Below are 17,811 nucleotides of genomic sequence, written 5' to 3' on the forward strand. Positions count from 1 at the left end.
CTCCCCCGCGGCGCGGGGCCGGGGCCCGCGCCGCGGCGCACGGAAGACTGGGAACCCGCTGGGAACCTCCCCGAACCGGGGGCCGCCTACGCCCGCCGGCCGCGGAAGCCTGCGACCATTAGCCCATGCCCGTCTTCCGTGGGCCCCTCTTCCCGACGGGGCCCGGCCACGCCACGCTCGAGCGGCGCGCGCCCTCGCCCGCGGCCTCCGGCCTGGTCCGCCACTACTGGACCGCGCGCTGGGAGGTCCCCGGCGACGCCGCCCACGAGCACCGCACCCTCTCCTACCCCTCCTGCAGCCTCGTAGTCGAGATCGGCGCGACGGCCGACCGGACCGGCACCCTGTTCGGCCCCGCGGCCGGGATGACCCGGCGCCGCCTGGTCTGGACGGGGGCGGCGTTCGGCGTCCGGCTCCAGCCGGCGGCCGGCGCGCTGCTCTCCGACGTCGCCCTGCCCGGCCTCGTGGACTCGAGCCGGCCCGGCCCGGTGGTCGGGTTCACGGCCGGGCCGGACATCGCCGCGGCGCTCGCCGCGCCGGGAGCCGACGGCGCGGGCGCCGTCCAGGAGGCGGCCGCCCTCTTCGAGGCGTGGCTGGCGCGGCGGCTGCCCGGCGGCGCGGACGAGGAGGGGCTCCTGGCGAACCGCGTCGCGGACGCGGTGGAGGACGACGACGCCGGCGCCCTGCGCGTCATCGACCTGGCCGAGCGGTTCGGCCTGAGCGAGCGGGCCCTCCGGCGGCTGGTCCGGGCCCGCATCGGCCCGACCGCCACGTGGCTGCTCCGGCGCCGCCGGCTGCGGGAGGCCGCCCTGTCGCTGGAGGCGGGGCGCCCCCTGGACCTGGACCCGCTGGTCGCCGAGCTGGACTACGCGAACCCGGCGCGCTTCGCCCGGGACTTCGCCGCCGTCACCGGGATGACCCCGGCGGCGTACCAGCGGCAGGCCGCCGCCGGTGCCGGACGCAGCGCGGGAGTCCCGGCGGAAGAGTGAGCGGAGGCCCAGGCCGCACCGAAGGGCCGGCACGCCCTGCCGTGCCGCAACGCCAGCCCGGCCGCGGGCCGCGTGACGGATAGTGTCATGGGACACACTACATCCGAGAAAGGCCCGTCCCATGCACCTGCGGAACGCCGCGGCCGCCGCCGCACTCCTCGCCCTCACCGCCTGCACCGGCCCCGCCGCCACCGACACGGCCGGGTCCCCCGCCGACGGCACCGACGCGGCGCCGGCCGCGGACTCCCGCCTCGCGGCCGTGAAGAACGCGGGGACCCTGAAGGTCTGCACCACCGGCGACTACCGCCCCTTCACCTACCTGGACCCGAATACCAAGGAGTACGAGGGCATCGACATCACGATGGTCGAGGACCTCGCCGCGGAGATGGGCGTGGAGGTCGAGTACGTGCAGACCACGTGGAAGGACCTGATGCCGGACTTCCTGGCGAAGTGCGACATCGGGGTCGGTGGGATCTCGATCTCGCTCGAGCGCGCCGAGCAGGCGTTCTACACGGAGGCGACGCTCGACGAAGGCAAGACCCCCATCACCCGCTGCGAGGACGTGGAGAAGTACGACACGGTCGTGGAGATCAACCGGCCCGGCGTCCGCTCCATCACCCCGATCGGCGGCACGAACGAGGAGTTCGCCGAGGAGCACTACCCGGAGGGCGAGATCATCCGCTTCGAGGACAACAACCGGATCTTCGACGAGATCATCGCCGGCCGCGCCGATGTCATGACCACGGACGCGTCGGAGACCCGCTGGGTGGCCAACGAGAAGCCGGAGCTGTGCGCCGTCCACCCGGACGACCCGTTCAACTTCTCCCAGAAGGCGTACCTGCTGCCCCAGGGCGACGAGGTGTTCCAGGAGTACGTGAACCAGTGGCTGAACATGGCCAAGAACGACGGCACGTACGACGCCGCGAAGAAGCCCTGGTTCGGGTAGGCGGACGAAACTGCCCAGTTCTCGCGGCCCCGCACCGGCGGGGCGCGGCCTCCGGACGGCGTGTCGCCGGCCGTCGGCGCGAGAACTGGGCAGTTGGGCGCCGTTGGCTACTCGCCGACGTAGAACAGGCGCTTGTTCACGAACTCCTCCATGCCCAGCGGGCCGAGCTCGCGGCCGAAGCCGGAGCGCTTGACGCCGCCGAAGGGCAGGTCCGCGCCCTCGCCGACGCCGTTGACGTTGGCCATGCCGACGTCGAGCCGCTGGGCGAGCCTGCGGGCGCGCTCCTCGTCGGTGCTGAACACGGCGCCGCCGAGCCCGTACTGGGTGTCGTTGGCCAGCTTGAGGGCCTCCTCGTCGTTGGCGACCTTGTAGACGACGGCGACCGGCCCGAAGAGCTCCTCCCGGTAGGCGCGCATCTCCTCGGTCACCCCGGTGAGGACGGCGGGCGCGATGTACGCGGCGGGGCCGTCCTGCAGCTCGCCGCCGGCGTGGAGGGTGGCGCCCTTGTTGACGGCGTCCTTGAGCTGCTCGGCCAGCGCCTCGGCCGCGGCCCGGGAGGACAGCGGGGCGTAGGTGCCCTCGGCCTCCTCGGCCGGGTTGCCGGGCTTCAGGCCCTGGGCGAGCTTCGCGAGCTCGGCCACGAACTCGTCGTAGATCCCCTCGGTGACGATCATGCGCTTGTTGGAGTTGCAGGCCTGTCCCGTGTTCTCCATGCGGAACCCCCAGGCGTCGGCCGCGGCGGCGGCGACGTCGTCGGCATCGAGCACGACGTACGGGTCCGAGCCGCCGAGCTCCAGCACGGCCTTCTTGAGGTTCTTGCCGGCCAGCTCGCCCACGATCGCGCCGGCCCGCTCGGAGCCGGTCAGGGACACGCCCTGGATCCGCGGGTCGGCGATGATGTCCGCGATCTGCGCGTGGCTGGCGAAAACGTTGACGTAGGCGCCGGCCGGGACGCCGGCGTCGTCCATGATCTTCTGGATCGCCAGCGCGGAGCGCGGGCAGGTCTCGGCGTGCTTGAGGATGATGGTGTTGCCGAGCACCAGGTTCGGGGCCGCGAAGCGGGCCACCTGGTAGAACGGGTAGTTCCACGGCATGATCCCCAGCAGCGGGCCCACGGGCAGGCGCTGGATGACGGCGCGGCCGCCGCCGATGGCCTTAATCTCCTGGTCGGCGGCCAGGGCCGGGCCCTCGGTCGCGAAGTAGTTGAAGATGTCCGTGCAGAACTCGGCCTCGCCCTTGGACTCCGAGAGCGGCTTGCCCATCTCCTCCGTGGCGATGGCGGCGAGCTCGTCCGCCCGCTCCGTGAACAGCTCGGCCACCTTGGCCACGACCTTCGCCCGCTCCTCGATCGGGGTCTCCCGCCAGGACTCGAAGGCGGCCTGGGACTGGGCCAGGGCGTCCCGGACCTCGGCGTCGGTCGCCGTCGCGAACTCCTCCACGACCTCGCCCGTGGCCGGGTTCAGGACCCGGTAGGCGGTCTTGTCGGTGTGGGCAGTGCTGGTGGACATGTCACAACCTTTCCGCCGGCGTGCGGCGCGTTCGAACCTCGTCGCGGGCAGGCGGCCGGGCCCCTCGGGGGTGCCAGGCTGCGCGCTGTCCTTGCCAGTGAGCCTAGGCACAGCGTGTCCCAATTCATACTGTACGAAAGGTTGGCGAAGGAGTGGCCCTCCTTGGGACTGCAAGCATTGCCCAAGCAACAGCACCAGCCGGGGCTCAGGCGCCGCGCCCTCGGCCAGAATGGGCCCGTGACCGAACCGACCACCCTCCACGCCGACGACGACGGCGCCTCCCTGACCTTCCCCACCGGCGGGCTCGCCGTCGACGCCGCCCTCCTGGAGGCCGACTACGAGCCGAACGGCACGTTCTGGGAGGGCGTCGCCGCGTTCGCGTTCCCCGGGCTCGCCGAGGACCTCGAGTTCGACTCCGAGGCCGGCCTGTTCGCCGCCTACGGCGACCCGGAGCAGCTGGCCGAACTCCAGCGCGGACTCGAGCCGTACCTCACTGACACCGACGCTGTCCTGGGCCTGCTCCGGCGGGCCGAGGCCGCGGGCGTGGACCTGGAGGACGGGCCCGACGGCGGAGTGGATCCGGACGGCGCCGCGTTCCGCCCGGAGGACGGCGGCCTCGCCGCCCGGGCGGCCTCGGCCGTTCGGCGCCTGTTCGGCCGCTGACCCAGCCGGGCACGGGTCAGCGGCCGCGGGCCGTGGCACAGTGGTGCCATGTCGCAGCGCATCGTCGTCCTGACCGGGGCCGGGGTCTCCGCGGAGTCCGGCATCCGCACGTTCCGAGACGCCGACGGCCTGTGGGAGGACCACCGGCCCGAGGACGTCGCCACGCCCGAGGCGTTCGCGGCCGACCCCGCCCTGGTCCACCGCTTCTACAACGCCCGCCGGGCCCAGTTGCTGGGTAGCGGGGTGCGCCCGAACGCGGCGCACGAGGCGCTGGCGCGCCTCGAGGCCGAGCACGACGGCGGCGTCCTGCTCGTCACCCAGAACATCGACGACCTCCACGAGCGGGCCGGGTCCCGGAACCTGCTGCACATGCACGGGGAACTGCTGAAGATGTCCTGCACCGCATGCGAGGCGGTGCAGCAGGCGTGGCCGGAGCTGGCGCCCGACGACGGCTGCCCCGAGTGCGGCACGCCCGGCGGGCTGCGGCCGCACGTGGTGTGGTTCGGGGAGATGCCGATCGGGCTGGACCGGATCTTCGACGCCCTGGAGTCCTGCGACGTGTTCGCCGCGATCGGCACCTCCGGGAACGTCTACCCGGCAGCGGGGTTCGTCCAGGTCGCCGCCGCGGCGGGCGCGCACACCGTGGAGATCAACCTGGAGCCCTCGGAGGTGAATTCGGACTTCGACGAGGTCCGGCTCGGTCCGGCCGGCACCGAGGTGCCGCGGTGGGTGGACGAGGTGCTGCGCGGCAGTAAGCGCCACAGCGCTCAGACCGAAGCCCCCGCGACGAAGGCCTCCCGCCGAGGTGACTCCTAGTCCTGCGGGTTGCGACGAAGCCGATCCTTGGCCCGCTGCAGAACGTGCGTCGTGTCGCTTGAGCGGACCGGAGAGCCCTTTTGCCACGTTGCGCCGTACGTGACTACTTCAATCGACGCCTTACCGCCGCGATTGAGGTCACGCACGACCCGCTTCAACTCGTTCTTGCGGTCAGCGACTGAGCGTGCCATCGTGCCTCCCTTCGGGCTCAAACCTGATTCTGCGGCCGTGCTTGAAGTATAGGACCACGGCTATTGCGATCAGGCCATAGACCACCGTCCAGCCGATCCACCAGAAAATGGGGGCCAGATCGACGGCCAGCAATATGCCGATCCCGGCCAGCGCGATCAGGCAAAGCTGCAAGATGCGGCGCAGCCAAGAGAACAGCTCCACCACGAGTTCGTGCTCCCGTCCGAATGCGCGCCATGACAACAAGAGCGTCGCACCGACGAGGAGCATGGAAACGGCCGGGGACGGCGTCCCGAGCCCACCTGGGACGACCATTCGGTCAAAGATCCTGGCAATGATGCTGACCGCCGCGAGAAGCACCATCGACACGAGCGCTACGCGCGTAAAGCTGAGGATTCCTCGATCGGGTGTCGTGACGACTGCCACGAAGTCCATGTCCCGGAAACGCTCCTCCGAGGGGCGAGTGTGGATGTGCCCGATGGACGTTTCTCCTCGCGGGATGTCCGGCTCCGAGGAAAAGACCTCGGCGCTCGTGTCTGGCGACGGATCGACGAATGCGAGGGAGCTCACGATGAGGTCGTCCGGAAGTCGGATTTCGCAATGGCGGCTTGCGGCCATGCCGAAGTCGCCGACCGGCACGCGAATCACACTGACACCCCGGGGCCCATCCTTCGGAATTGCGAGCTCAACGTCCATTCCCAACTTGAGGACACACCGTTCACCTATGTACTTCCCATCGAGGACAACAAGCAGGACGAAGTTCCGGATGAGGGCGGTCGAGATCTGCTCAAACGCGTCCCAGTCCTCATGCGCGGTTTTCGGGCGTTCGCAGCGCTGGCGCAGCCGGGCCAGCTCCAGACCCAGCCTCTCCTGAAGGGCTTCATCGTGCCCGTCGCACCGGACGACCTCGTCGATGAGGCTAGCTGCCGCTTCGAGCTCGTCTGGGTCATCGAGGACCTCATCGGGAATGAGGACTGACAGCATCGCACTCACATATTCGGCGTTCTGCTCGGTGGTCAGGATTGGCATCGAGTTGCCGTCGGGGCCGCGCATATCGAGTACGCGGATGACACCCTTGGAGTAGAACCCGAGCGGGACGACCACCTGTGGTGCAGGATCGGGCAATCCATCTTCGCACGCGAGGTGCCTTGGAATCGTGACGTCGAAGGACTTGTGGAGGCGGCTTCGCGTGCCCTCCAATCGCAGCGAATCGACGAGCCGGTGGATCCAATCTCGGGAGTTCAGCACCAGGGTCGCCATGCGCAGTCCCTCCTCCATCCCGACGGCCGGTTCATCCACTGCTCGCCCCCCCTATCTTGGCCCCATGTCGTCACCTGTAGGTCTAGCACTCGACCCCGACAACTCGAGGCCGCCGGCAGCGTCCCGGCAGACCTCATGAAGGACGTGGATCGCGGCCTCGCCCTCGTGCTCGGCATGCGCGGCGGCTGACCCGCCGCCCTACGCCCCGGCCTCGTCGACCGTGATGACCACGCGCCGGTTGAGGGCCCGGCCCTCCTCGGTGCCGTTGTCGGCCCGGGGCGCCGTCAGGCCCAGCCCGCGCGTGGTGACCTGGGAGGCGTCCACGCCGAGCGAGTCCGTCAGCCAGCCGGCCACCGCCTCCGCGCGGCGCTCCGAGAGCGCCTTGTTGTGGGCGGCGGAGAGGACGTTGTCGGTGTGCCCCTCAACCGTCAGGCGCGCCCCCTCCAGCGACCCGCCGAACGCGTCCTCGATCTCGGCCGCGATCGCCTCGAGGTCCGCCTTCGCGGCGGGACGCAGCGCGTGCTCGTCGGGGGCGAACAGCACGTCGCCGGGGCTGACGTAGGCGACGCCGCCGTCGTCCTCCAGGACGTCGACGTCCGTCCCCTCGATGACGTAACCCTCCAGCGAGTCGCCCGGCACGCTCGCGCCCGGCACGCTCAAGCCCACGACGGAGTTCCCGGGGACGGCGACCCCAGGCAGCGTGCCGGAGTCCGTGTAGACGGCGTCCCGGTACGCGGGGTCCTGGTAGAGGGGATCCTGGTAGATCGCGTCCCGGTAGATGGGGTCGCGGTAGACCGCCGGCACGTAGGTCGGCGTCCCGGGCTCCCCCTTCTCCGGATCCTGCCGGCAGACCTGCTCCTGGAACACCCCCTCCGCGCGGACGGAGGGCGCGGAGGCCCCGGCCATTGTGACGGCCGGCAGCACGGTCCCGTCCGGTAGCCGGGTCTCGGGCAGTACCCGCTCGGGCAGCCGGGACGCGGGGATGGACGACGGCGAGATCGCCACCGCGCCCAGGCACCCACCGGGGGCGGCGAACTCGACGGTGCACCCGGCGTCGCCGACGCGCTCGGGAATCGTGACCGCCGGGACGACCGGCCCGGGCACCTCCGCCCCGCCGAGTTCCCCGCCCTCGCCGCGGTACTCGGGGATGACCTTCTCGGGGACGACCTCGTCCTCAAGCAGCGTGACGGTCTTGCCGGGCCCGGGGTCGCAGAGCCCGGGGTCGTCCAGGACCTCCGGGCCCACCGGCCCCTGGTAGACGCCGGCCTCGGGGTGGTTCTCGAACACGGCCGGGTCGTCCGCGCTCGGGGCGGCGCTGGCCGTCGCGGGCAGGGCCGACTCCGACCCGGGGCCCTGGCCGGTGGCCGGACCGGTGGCCCGCGCGCTGGCGGAGGCCGCGGGCGTCCCGCTCTCCGCGGCCTGCTGGTCGGGCGGGCCGCCCGCGGCGCAGCCGGCCAGGGCGATCGCGGCGCCCAGGGCCAGCCCGAGGGTCGCCGGCCGGCGGTCGTGTCCGGGCTTGCTGAAGTTCACGGTGCCTCCGACGGGGATCGGCCGGTCCTGGACGGACGGCGTTTTCTGCATCGTTTCGATAATAGCCAGCCTCCCACGGGCATCGGCCCGTTGTCCCGGAGTTCAGGTGCGCGTCCCGCCCCGGACACGCCGCCGTCGTCCGCCCTCCGTAGCGTGCGGCGCGGCCGCCACCCCCGCGGCCGCCCGGATCCCTGCCGGGCACCCCACTCCCCCACCCAGGAGCACCCATGAAGTTCACCAAGCCCCTGCTCGCCGGCGTCCTCGCCGCGGCCGCCGCCGCCACCGGGATGGCCGCCGCCTCCGCGGCGCCGGCCGACGAGGCCGCGGCCCGCACCCGGCTCACCGCCGAGGCCGAGGCGTTCGCGGAGACCACCCGCAACACGCAGTGGGAGCTGATGGAGAAGCTCTCCCTTGACTTCGAGACCCACCACCCGCAGGGCATGTCGATCGTCGGGGACCGGATCTTCCTCTCCAGCGTGGAGATCATCGAGCCGACCGTCCGCTACCCGGAGCCGGTCGGCCGGTACGACCGCTCCCCCGGCAAGGGCCGCGGCCACGTGTTCGTGCTGACCCGCGAGGGCGAGCTCATCGAGGACATCGTGCTCGGCGAGGGCGACGTCTACCACCCGGGCGGCATCGACTTCGACGGCGAGAACGTGTGGGTGCCGGTCGCCGAGTACCGGCCCAACAGCGCGTCGATCGTCTACACGATCGACCCCGAGACGCTCGAGGTCACCGAGCGCCTGCGCCACGACGACCACGTTGGCGGCGTCACCCTCAACCGCGCCACGGGCAAGCTGCACGGCGTCAGCTGGGGCTCGCGCACGTTCTTCGAGTGGAACCGGCAGGGCAGGCTCGTGGCCTCCTCGGCCAACCCCAGCCACTTCGTCGACTACCAGGACTGCGAGTACGCCGGCGGCGGGCACCAGCTCTGCTCCGGCGTCACCAACCTGCCCACCGCCGGCGGCGGCACGTACGAGCTCGGCGGGATCGCGCTGACCGACCTCGCCACCGGCGAAATCCGGCACGAGGTGCCGCTGACCATGGTCTCGACGGCGGGGCACTCGATCACGCGCAACCCGGTGGCGCTGGAGGCCGACGGCGGCGCCCTGCGCCTGTTCGCCGCCCCGGACGACGGCGACGAGGGCGCCGGGACGGAGCTGTTCGTGTACGAGGCTCGGCCGTAGGGACCTTCCCGCCGCCGGTCCCCACGTGTCCGGCGTAGGGTGGCGGGGTAGCCGACCCCGTCGTCAGGAGTGAGCCGCATGGACGCGCTGTCCGCCGAGTTCGAGCCCCTGTTCCGCCGCATCGCCGAGGGCGCGGCCGAGCGCGAGGCCACCCGCACGCTCCCCCACGAGCAGATGCGCTGGCTCAAGGAGTCCGGCTTCACGGCGCTGCGCGTCCCGGCGGAGTTTGGCGGCCGGGACGTGGGCTACCGCGAGTCGATCGCGCTGCTCATCGACCTGGCCGCTGCCGACCCGAACCTCGCGCAGGCGCTGCGCTCGCACCTGTCCCTGGTCGAGTTCCACCGGACCGAGCCGCAGGGCGCGCTGTCCGAGTGGTTCCTGCGGGAGGCCGGCGCCGGGCGCACGTTCGGGGACGCGGCCCGGGAGCGGGACTTCGCGCTCGGCGGCGGATACAAGACACGGATCGAGGAGCGCGACGGCGGCGCCCGCGTGGACGGCGAGAAGTTCTACTGTACCGGCACCCTGTTCGCGGACTACGTCGTGGTGGCGGCCGGATACCGCGACGAGGCGTCGGTGTACGCGCTGGTCGACGCCGGCGCCCCGGGCGTGGAACGGCTGGACGACTGGAACGGCTTCGGCCAGCGGCTGACGGCCAGCGGGACGACTCGGTTCGGGAACGTGCCGCTGGCCAGGCCGGAGGTGTTCCGCTTCGGCGGGGCGACGGAGTCCTTCATGACGGCGCAGTTCCAGCTGGTGCTGCTGGCCTGCCTCGCCGGGATCGCGGAGGGCGCGGCGCGAGACGCGGCGGACTACGTGCGGACCCGGAAGCGGTCCTTCACCCACGGGCTCGCGGCGCTTCCGAAGGACGACGCGTTGGTGCAGCAGGTGGTCGGGCGCATCTCCAGCCAGGCGTTCGCGGCCCGGCACACGGTGTTGGCCGTTGCGAACTCGGTGGGCGCCGGGTTGGCCGCGCACCGGGAGGACCCGTCGGGCGACGCCGCGGCGGAGGCGCTGGCCCGGGCGGAGCTGGACTCGCAGCAGGCGCTCGTCGTGGTCGCGGACCTGGTCCTGGACTCGACGACCCGCCTATTCGAGGTTGGCGGGGCCTCGGCCGTGGACCAGGGCCGCAACCTGGACCGGCATTGGCGCAACGCGCGGACCATCAGCGTGCACAACCCGATCATCTACAAGGAGCGCAGCGTCGGCGACCACCGGATCAATGGGACGCGGCCAGTGTTCGAGTGGAACGTGGGGACCACACGGCTGGATTCGTAATGGGCTTCAAACCTTAACTGCAAAACCACTGAACGGTCCCTCGGCGCTCGTCAAGGTCACCCAACCCAGCTATCCCAGATATGAGTTGTGTAGCTGGGACTGTGACCTTCATGCTCTCCCAAGTTGCAATTTCAGAGTCAAGAGGCGCACTGCTCAGTATCCATGATCGAGGGATCGTATGGAGCCCGGTAATCTGTCGACGGGCATCCAACATGACGTACACGAGGTGCCAGTCGGAGTCATATTGAGCTACCCGAAACTCATGGCGCGATAGAAACAGCTCCCTTCGTGACCGACGCGTAGTTGCCTTGACCTCCAGGTGAAAGGTTCTGTTCTGATACGACACATCAATGTCGTAGCCATACCCGTCCGACTCCTGGGCAACATGCCTTACTGACGCCCCGTCTAGTCGTTCAAGAAGCCGAACGAGCTGCGCTTCTCCTGCCGCCCCTACTTCCTGTCTTATTGCGGCATCATACTTTCCCCAACACGCCTGAATCGTGGCAAATGCAACCTGTTGCGGAATTCGCAGCTGAGCGGCCGCTTCTACCGCATCAGAAGGAATGTCTTCGGGGCCTGATATCAGGGCACCTGCATCGTTGAACCAGAGGGCATCCTTGATCGCCATCTCAAATACGACTTGTTCGGGTTTAGGCCGCGAGTTTCCATCCGGGACTCTTGACCAAACGCCACTCTCAGTCAGCCAATCTAATGCCAAGGAGTACTGCGTGGGCGTTAGGTCTGCATACGGCCGATGATTCCTAATGATCGACCAGGCCCTGTCTACGCCGCAATCACTCAGAAGATCAAGCCATCTAAGTGCGCCAATTAGAATTGGCTCAGGTTGAATTGGCATTGAAGTGCTCGATAATCGCCCGCAAATCGGACTCGTCCAGCGCGCCGCCAATTGATGGAGCCTCTTCCAAGTCACCCAGGACCCGAACCTCGGGATCGTCCAATACTTGACTCATGAACTCGACTTTCGCAGACAAGCGGTCTTCAATAACTTCGTCAATTGTTCCCTCGGATACGAGCACGGTGACGTTCGTTTCCTGGTGACTTGGCAAGCCGAGGCGATGGATCCGGTCCACGCTCTGCATGTAGCGCCCCGCTGCGAAATCGCGATCAACGTATACAGCGTCGTGGCAGATATGGTGCAGACTGACACCTTCTCCGAGTGTCGCCGGATTTGATAGCAGCACGAGGCAGGCAGGGTCGTTTCGAAAGCGCGCAAGTTCACTGTCTCGATCTTGCGTTCCCCCGTGTATAAGTGCCGGCGAATAAACCGCAAGCATACGCTGGAGCGTCGTCAAATTCCGTATGAACGTGGACCACACTAGCGTTTTGCGGCCTTGGTCGGCGTTGCGGGCGACGATCGCTATGACCTCCTGAAACTTTGGAGACAGCTCAAACTTCGGCAGATCTCGAAGAAGTGCTCCAAGTTCCGACTCCTTAGGCACGGGGAGGGGCGGCACTCGGTACTCAAGCGGTTCGTAGCGTGACGCACCAAGGGCAATGAGCGCAGGACTTGTTGCGGCCATCATCATGTACACCATCACCCGCCCGAGGGCCGCGAAATCTTCCTGGCTCGAAGTCACGCGACTCGAATAGAAACCGAGTAGCGCGTCGTAGATCTCGCGATGAACGTCGGGAAGATCCAGCGGGACGCGCCGAAACGTCACCGGCGGAAGCCCCAGTTCCTGCTTGTTGGTTCGCGTGAACAATGGTTTGAGAACCCTGCTCGCGTGGTTGAGGTCGCCTTCGCCTACGGCACGGACAACTTCTCGTTTTCCAAACCCCGGCCATACAAAACTAAAAAGATTCTCGAGGTCCTTAGATCCGTTTGGTGCAGGAGTCCCAGTGAGGATCAGGCGTCGACGTGCGAGCGGACCCAGTGCGAGACAAGCCGCGCCATAAATGCCCTCGGCCCCGAGTTTCATGCGATGAGCCTCGTCGAGTATCAGCATCGTCGGTCGACGAGACATCCAGTGCGCCAGTGCCGGCAGCGTCGACCGCAGTCTTTCGTAATTCACGATGGTCGCCTCGTATGTCGCTGAAGCGCTCGGCTCCCAAGTCCCTATACGCAGCGGGGTATGGAAGCAGTGGACGTTTTCTTCAAGCCACGCGGAATATGCGGACTTTGGGGCAACGACTAGCAGCTGCTCAACAGCACCCTCATGTCGCTGGGCCGCGAAGACAGCCAATGCAGTTCTGGTCTTGCCGGCCCCTGGGACAGAAAAGTTTGCTCCATGGCGCAGCGATAGGAGTCGTCTGAGGTCGCGCTGCTGAAACGGAGTAAGCTCGCCACGCCAATTCTGTCCGAGGGCTGGATCGGCCACAGGTGAAGCAGCAACGGACCCCAATTGCCGTTCAACTACGCCTGCGTCCTCAACGACGTCCCGTACTAGCGCCGCCAATTTGGGATCCCAGGCAACGTTGTCGGAAGGCCATTCACCGAGGTAGCTCAGATTAGACAGGAAATCATCTAGTTCGACGTCGACTGTTAATGTATCGACCTGACGCGCCGTTCTGAATTTCAGAACCAGAGCGCTTAGCTCTTCTCGCAATTCGTCATGCGTCTTCAGCCTAGCCGCTCCATGAGCTGCTCGGAGGGTCAGAGTCAGTTCTTCCTCGGCCACGGCACCTACTGCTGCGCACACGCGGACAGCACCCATCCAATGCCAGGACCCGGTTCGTCGCCGGATCGCTGCAGTTGGATTCCGAGTTTTATTAGCGAGTCCCGAAGCTGTTCGCAAGCCTCCTCGAGTGCTTCTACATCCACCGCATTCTTTGAACGTGCCTCAACAAGTTCCGCAACAGCGAGGTCGATGTCGTCGCTCGCGTCGGAGAGTCTTTCGGGAGCAGCGAGCTTGCGCTGCTTGAGTCGGGCGTCACGTCCTGCTGGGTCCAATGCACGGTCAGTCGCTTCCTTGACGGATGCGATAGACGATGCAGCCTCTTCGACTATGTGCTTGTGTTCCATCGGGTCGAGTTTCAGCGTCGCCCTCGCACGAAGGATTCGATCTGTGAAAGCCCTCGTCTCACGAGTACTTGACGCTTCAGGCGGAATCTCAATACCGGGCAAACCCGGAAGTGACCGCCTCATTGTAGGTACTTGGCTCTCTCCGGATTTCCAGCTCGAGTCAAGTTTCGAATCTAGGTACTTTATCTTGAAATCAGACTGCGCCAATCGGAGATCAGTCTTTGCGTATCCCAACATCAGCAAGGCAAGGCGCGTTTCTTTGAGCGTCTCGGCTGCTTCGTGATCCTGAGGTTCAAGCTTCGTGTAGGCACGATGTAATTCTCGTAGCTTCTCCTGGTGATCCTCGAAATCAACGAGCCGGAGCCTAGCCCCTTCGTCACTCGAGCTTCGCTTAATCGCGTCGAGGATTACTCCGTAGATCCACCGATCAGATTGAAGAGTCTTGATCTGAATTCGAAAATGCTTGGCTACGTCTTCCTGCCGACGTCCGGCCTTAATCTGCTCCTCGATCGCGATGAGGCGGTTGATGTACGAGTAGTCGCGTTTGAATTCTTTGCGCAACTGCAAAGCAAGCTCAACCGCGTTTATGTCTTCCCACGTCGTCGTCTCAGGTAGTACGCCGACGCGGATGTGCTCCTCACCCAGCTCGCGAAGAGCAGCGCACCGGGTATTGCCGTTGACTAGAACACCCGTGGGAGTAATCAAGCCGGGGTCTTTCTGACCGAAGCGCTCAAGGTCTTCGCTCAGCTGTTCAAAATCCGGATCCCTCTTATCCGGGTCAGACGGCAAGCACTTGAGCAGCCGCTCCAGGTACTCCTGTCCCTCCACGCCCCATGGATCTGCGCTCAGCTGGGCATTCAGCACCTCGTCCAAGCCCCGCTGCGCCCGAATCCGATGCGTCTCGGGGTTGTAGCAAAGAAGTTTAACGGGCATAGAAATGACGTGGAGGTGTCGCTGCTCGCCACGCCATTCGATAGTGATCTTTTCGCCGTTGTTATGCCGTGCCTCGTGAAGTCGATCTGAGATTATGGCGCGGACTTCCCCGGCGTTTGGCGGATCAGGGAATGCTGTCATCGTCCCCCCTACGGTTGTCGCTGGTTTGTGCTTGACGGTGCCATTTGATGGAAGAAATGATCCTATAGTCAACTGACAGTTTGAATGGCGCGCATGGTTGGGGGAAGTCGTGGGTACAAACCGCCCAAAGTGGAACGATGCAGAGCTGAAGGCTGGCACCATGGTCCGAGGAGCACTTTGGCTCCTAGACTGCGTCGGCGAAGGTAACGTGTTTACCAAGAACTCTCTTAGGCAAGCCTTCCCCGACGTCTCCCAAGTGGATAGGCGCATCAGGGACTTGCGCAGATTTGGATGGCAAATCCTATCGAACACTGAAGACGCAACACTTCTGCCCGAGGAACAACGCTTCCTGGCACGAGGTGTCGATGTCTGGAATCCAGCTGAGCGTCGTAAAGTCGAGAGCACGTCAATCTCCGCCAAGAGCCGAGGCGCCCTCTTGCAGGCCGCAAACTACCAGTGTCAACTCTGCGGAATTTCAGGTGGGGAGCCCTACCCGGACAATCCCACGAGAACCGCGGTGCTCCACATTGCTCATGTCAACTCAGAGCCAACAGTTCTCTGCAGGTTTTGCGGTGAAGGGAAGCAGCAGGACGCGCCGCTCACGCACGAGCGGCTCCTGGGTGAAATCCAAAATCTGACAGACAACGAACGCCAGGCCCTCAGGCTCTGGACGCGGCGGGCCCGCCGAGGTCCAACAAGGCTTGATCGGATCTGGCGGTCGTACTTGGTGGCGACAGAAGACGTAAAGGCTCGTATCCGCGACGGTCTGAGCTGATCCGTCTCCCGACGGACGGGTGCGGCAGTGTTCGTTACAGCGGCATTGTGATCACGCTGATCCGCCCCGGTTTCGAAACCCTCCCGTTTCGACGCATCAGCGAGGCACAAGGCGGAACGTGAAGCATGGCTGCAAGCCGCGCTGAGACCATCGGCAGCACGGCGCCCTTCAACCGAACGAGTCAGGGGGAGGAACCGTTGTCCAAGTCCCTAGCGGTCGGCCGCTTACAACTCGGATGTACTCCTCGCTCACTTCGGCCTGATCACGCTCATCGAAATTCCCCACCCGGCGCTCACTGAATTTCCCCAGTTCGTGTCAGTCCCTGAATAGGGGCGGGCCCTCCCCGAAGCTGGTGGTCTCTGACCACACACCGGCTTTCGAGAAAGGCCCGTCCCTTCATGCTGCCATGGAAGGAAGACGTGGAGATCCACGCGTTGAAAGAGCGCGGCTGGAGCATCAGCCGCATCGCCAAACACACGGGGCGGGACCGCAAGACCGTCCGCGCCTACCTCAACGGGGAACGGACCCCGGGGATGCGCCGCCGCTCCGGACCGGATGTTTTCGCCCGGTTCGAGGCCTACGTCACCGCCCGGCTGGCCGAGGACCCGCACTTGTGGGCGTTGACCCTGTTCGACGAGCTGGCCGGGCTGGGCTATGACCGCTCGTACCAGACGCTGACCCGCCAGATCCGCGCCCGCGGGCTGCGCCCGGCGTGCGTGGCGTGCGGGAAGGTCACCGAGCGCCCGAACGCGGTGATCGAGCACCCGCCCGGGGAGGAGACCCAGTTCGACTGGCTCGAGCTGCCCGACCCGCCGTCCGGCTGGGGGCCGGGGCGCAAGGCGCTGCTGCTGGTGGGCTCGCTGCCGCACTCGGGCAAGTGGCGGGCCGTGCTGGCAGAATCGATGGACCACGCGCACCTGATGGAGGCCATCACCACGCTCATCGCCCTGCTCGGGGGCCTGACCCGGGCCTGGCGCTTCGACCGGATGGGAACCGTCGCGGTTGCCGGCAGTGGGGACATCAACCCCGCCTTCGCCGGCTTCGCCAAGCACCACGGCGTCGAGGTGCTCCTCTGCCCGCCCCGGTCCGGGCACCGCAAGGGCGTGGTGGAGAAGAACAACCACACCGCCGCGCAACGCTGGTGGCGCACCCTGCCCGATGAGACGGGCTTCGAGGCCGCCCAGGCGAGCGTGTTGGCCTTCGCCCAGTCCCAGGACGCCCGCCGGCGCCGCGGGCCCCAGGGCTGGAGCACGGTGGCGGCGATGGCCGAGGTGGAGGTGTTGCGCCCCGCCCCGGCGGCCGCCTACCCGGTCGCGGTCCAGGACGAGCGCACCGCCTCACGGCAGGGCCTGGTCTCCTGGCGCGGCAACCGGTACTCCGTGCCCCCGGAGCTGGCCGCGGCCAGGGTCGTGGTCACCCACCGGGTCGGTGCCGGGCACCTGCAGATCCGCTCCGGGAACGCGGTCGTGGCCCGGCACCGCATCGCCGAGCCGGGCTTGGGCGCCACCATCCGCGACACCGGACACGTCATCGCCCTGAACGCGGCGGCGATGGCCGCGGTGAACACGGCCAAGCCCCACCGCCGCAAGGAACGCATCCCGCCCGGGGCCGCCGCCCGCGCCGCCGCCGACGCCCTGCTCGGGCGCCCCGCGGCGCCGGAGGCCTCCGTGATCGACCTGGCCGCCTACGAGGCCGCCGCCCAACGAAAGAGCTACCTGCCATGACCACCACCCCCACCCCGGCCGCCGTTCCGTCCACGAACGCGCAGGCGGCCACCTACCAGCGGCTGCGCGCCCATCTGGCCACGCTCAAGCTCGCCGGGGCCGCCGAGGCGCTGCCCGCCGTCCTGGACCAGGCCCGCGCCGACGGCTGGTCGATGACCGAGACCCTCGAGCGCCTGTTGGCCGTCGAGGTCGACAGCGCCGAGGCCCGGCGCCTGGCCGGACGGCTGCGCTTCGCCAGCATCCCCACCCCGGCTACCCTGGCCGGGTTCGACACCGACCACGCCCAGGGCGTCGACCGGTCCCTGATCAACGAGCTGGCCACCTGCCGGTGGCTCGAGAACGCGACCAACGTGCTGCTCATCGGCCCGCCCGGCACCGGCAAGACCCACCTCGCCGCCGGGCTGGCCCGCGCCGCCGTCGAGGCCGGATACCGCACCTACTTCACCTCCGCGGCCGACCTGGCCGCCCGCTGCCACAAGGCCGCGATTGAGGGCCGGTGGGCCACCACCATGCGCTTCTTCGCCGGCCCCACCCTGCTGGTCATCGACGAGCTCGGGTACCTGCCCCTGCCCGGGGAGGCCGCCTCGGCCCTGTTCCAGGTCATCAACCAGCGCTACCTCAAGACCAGCATCGTGATCACCACCAACCGGCCCGTCGGGGCCTGGGGCGAGATCCTCGGCGACACCACCGTCGCCGCCGCCATGCTCGACCGGCTCCTGCACCGCTCCGTGGTCCTGAACCTGGACGGGGACTCCTACCGGCTCCGAGCCCACCACGACGCCGCCGAACAGCTCCGCCGAGCCACTACAGGCACCCCGAAAACGCTGCTAACCTAAACCCCGCGACTGGGGACATTCACCGAGCACCAACCGGGGAATTTCGATGAGCGTCATCA

14 protein-coding genes are annotated in these 17,811 nt (G+C 67.6%); 8 read left to right on the top strand and 6 right to left on the bottom strand.

What is annotated here, in order from left to right; translation table 11 throughout:
• The first annotated feature begins 125 nt into the window (after positions 1-125).
• Both AC1Q5D_RS17315 and AC1Q5D_RS17320 read left to right on the top strand, forming a co-directional pair.
• Entirely contained in the window at positions 126-986 is an 861-nt protein-coding gene (locus AC1Q5D_RS17315) for a helix-turn-helix domain-containing protein (RefSeq protein ID WP_481739700.1), read from the top strand.
• Positions 987-1,107: 121 nt separating this feature from the next.
• Positions 1,108-1,932: a transporter substrate-binding domain-containing protein gene (locus AC1Q5D_RS17320; protein ID WP_481739701.1), complete on the top strand. Its 825-nt coding sequence runs from the start codon at positions 1,108-1,110 to the stop codon at positions 1,930-1,932.
• A gap of 107 nt (positions 1,933-2,039) precedes the next feature.
• On the opposite strand, the gene AC1Q5D_RS17325 is transcribed toward AC1Q5D_RS17320, so the two are convergent.
• On the bottom strand, positions 2,040-3,440 hold the full coding sequence (locus AC1Q5D_RS17325; RefSeq protein WP_481739702.1) for an NAD-dependent succinate-semialdehyde dehydrogenase: 1,401 nt from the start codon (positions 3,438-3,440) through the stop codon (positions 2,040-2,042).
• A 237-nt stretch (positions 3,441-3,677) separates the two neighbouring features.
• On the opposite strand from AC1Q5D_RS17325, the gene AC1Q5D_RS17330 reads away from it, so the two are divergent.
• Positions 3,678-4,103, top strand: coding sequence for a hypothetical protein (locus AC1Q5D_RS17330; protein ID WP_481739703.1), 426 nt, complete (start codon positions 3,678-3,680; stop codon positions 4,101-4,103).
• Between the two features lie 48 nt (positions 4,104-4,151).
• Positions 4,152-4,919 carry a Sir2 family NAD+-dependent deacetylase gene (gene cobB / locus AC1Q5D_RS17335; protein ID WP_481739704.1) on the top strand — a complete coding sequence of 256 codons (768 nt, stop codon included), beginning with the start codon at positions 4,152-4,154 and terminating at the stop codon, positions 4,917-4,919.
• A 171-nt stretch (positions 4,920-5,090) separates the two neighbouring features.
• On the opposite strand, the gene AC1Q5D_RS17340 is transcribed toward cobB, so the two are convergent.
• Positions 5,091-6,368, bottom strand: a complete 1,278-nt coding sequence (locus AC1Q5D_RS17340; protein WP_481739705.1) for a hypothetical protein — start codon at positions 6,366-6,368, stop codon at positions 5,091-5,093.
• Positions 6,369-6,566: 198 nt separating this feature from the next.
• Positions 6,567-7,949 carry an OmpA family protein gene (locus AC1Q5D_RS17345; RefSeq protein WP_481739706.1) on the bottom strand — a complete coding sequence of 461 codons (1,383 nt, stop codon included), beginning with the start codon at positions 7,947-7,949 and terminating at the stop codon, positions 6,567-6,569.
• Positions 7,950-8,125: 176 nt separating this feature from the next.
• Here AC1Q5D_RS17345 and AC1Q5D_RS17350 point away from each other — a divergent pair, with 176 nt between their 5' ends.
• Both AC1Q5D_RS17350 and AC1Q5D_RS17355 read left to right on the top strand, forming a co-directional pair.
• Complete coding sequence (locus AC1Q5D_RS17350; protein WP_481739707.1) at positions 8,126-9,085, top strand: DUF6454 family protein; 960 nt, start codon at positions 8,126-8,128, stop codon at positions 9,083-9,085.
• Between the two features lie 78 nt (positions 9,086-9,163).
• Positions 9,164-10,360, top strand: a complete 1,197-nt coding sequence (locus AC1Q5D_RS17355) for an acyl-CoA dehydrogenase family protein (RefSeq protein ID WP_481739708.1) — start codon at positions 9,164-9,166, stop codon at positions 10,358-10,360.
• Positions 10,361-10,373: 13 nt separating this feature from the next.
• On the opposite strand, the gene AC1Q5D_RS17360 is transcribed toward AC1Q5D_RS17355, so the two are convergent.
• The 3 genes from AC1Q5D_RS17360 to AC1Q5D_RS17370 are packed head-to-tail and all read right to left on the bottom strand — an operon-like array spanning position 10,374 to position 14,417.
• Positions 10,374-11,216: a protein NO VEIN domain-containing protein gene (locus tag AC1Q5D_RS17360; protein WP_481739709.1), complete on the bottom strand. Its 843-nt coding sequence runs from the start codon at positions 11,214-11,216 to the stop codon at positions 10,374-10,376.
• Positions 11,200-12,999 carry a DEAD/DEAH box helicase gene (locus AC1Q5D_RS17365; protein ID WP_481739710.1) on the bottom strand — a complete coding sequence of 600 codons (1,800 nt, stop codon included), beginning with the start codon at positions 12,997-12,999 and terminating at the stop codon, positions 11,200-11,202. The genes AC1Q5D_RS17360 and AC1Q5D_RS17365 overlap by 17 nt, the downstream gene beginning before the upstream one ends.
• Before the next feature lie 5 nt (positions 13,000-13,004).
• Positions 13,005-14,417, bottom strand: a complete 1,413-nt coding sequence (locus AC1Q5D_RS17370) for a hypothetical protein (RefSeq protein ID WP_481739711.1) — start codon at positions 14,415-14,417, stop codon at positions 13,005-13,007.
• Positions 14,418-15,590: 1,173 nt separating this feature from the next.
• On the opposite strand from AC1Q5D_RS17370, the gene AC1Q5D_RS17375 reads away from it, so the two are divergent.
• Together AC1Q5D_RS17375 and istB are read left to right on the top strand one after the other, a co-directional pair.
• On the top strand, positions 15,591-16,916 hold the full coding sequence (locus tag AC1Q5D_RS17375) for an IS21/IS408/IS1162 family transposase (protein ID WP_481739330.1): 1,326 nt from the start codon (positions 15,591-15,593) through the stop codon (positions 16,914-16,916).
• Positions 16,913-17,752, top strand: a complete 840-nt coding sequence (istB, locus tag AC1Q5D_RS17380; RefSeq protein WP_481739329.1) for an IS21-like element helper ATPase IstB — start codon at positions 16,913-16,915, stop codon at positions 17,750-17,752. Before AC1Q5D_RS17375 ends, istB begins: the two co-directional genes overlap by 4 nt.
• Positions 17,753-17,811 lie beyond the last annotated feature (59 nt).

The organism is Arthrobacter paludis (assembly GCF_056782315.1).

What these genes read in the sequence shown, in the direction of transcription:
- AC1Q5D_RS17355 (WP_481739708.1), top strand. Translation starts at nt 9,164, where the DNA reads ATGGACGCGCTGTCCGCCGAGTTCGAGCCCCTGTTCCGCCGCATCGCC.
- AC1Q5D_RS17325 (WP_481739702.1), bottom strand. Translation starts at nt 3,440, where the DNA reads ATGTCCACCAGCACTGCCCACACCGACAAGACCGCCTACCGGGTCCTG.
- AC1Q5D_RS17340 (WP_481739705.1), bottom strand. Translation starts at nt 6,368, where the DNA reads ATGGCGACCCTGGTGCTGAACTCCCGAGATTGGATCCACCGGCTCGTC.
- AC1Q5D_RS17320 (WP_481739701.1), top strand. Translation starts at nt 1,108, where the DNA reads ATGCACCTGCGGAACGCCGCGGCCGCCGCCGCACTCCTCGCCCTCACC.
- cobB (WP_481739704.1), top strand. Translation starts at nt 4,152, where the DNA reads ATGTCGCAGCGCATCGTCGTCCTGACCGGGGCCGGGGTCTCCGCGGAG.
- AC1Q5D_RS17370 (WP_481739711.1), bottom strand. Translation starts at nt 14,417, where the DNA reads ATGACAGCATTCCCTGATCCGCCAAACGCCGGGGAAGTCCGCGCCATA.
- AC1Q5D_RS17375 (WP_481739330.1), top strand. Translation starts at nt 15,591, where the DNA reads ATGCTGCCATGGAAGGAAGACGTGGAGATCCACGCGTTGAAAGAGCGC.
- istB (WP_481739329.1), top strand. Translation starts at nt 16,913, where the DNA reads ATGACCACCACCCCCACCCCGGCCGCCGTTCCGTCCACGAACGCGCAG.
- AC1Q5D_RS17315 (WP_481739700.1), top strand. Translation starts at nt 126, where the DNA reads ATGCCCGTCTTCCGTGGGCCCCTCTTCCCGACGGGGCCCGGCCACGCC.
- AC1Q5D_RS17345 (WP_481739706.1), bottom strand. Translation starts at nt 7,949, where the DNA reads ATGCAGAAAACGCCGTCCGTCCAGGACCGGCCGATCCCCGTCGGAGGC.
- AC1Q5D_RS17350 (WP_481739707.1), top strand. Translation starts at nt 8,126, where the DNA reads ATGAAGTTCACCAAGCCCCTGCTCGCCGGCGTCCTCGCCGCGGCCGCC.
- AC1Q5D_RS17360 (WP_481739709.1), bottom strand. Translation starts at nt 11,216, where the DNA reads ATGCCAATTCAACCTGAGCCAATTCTAATTGGCGCACTTAGATGGCTT.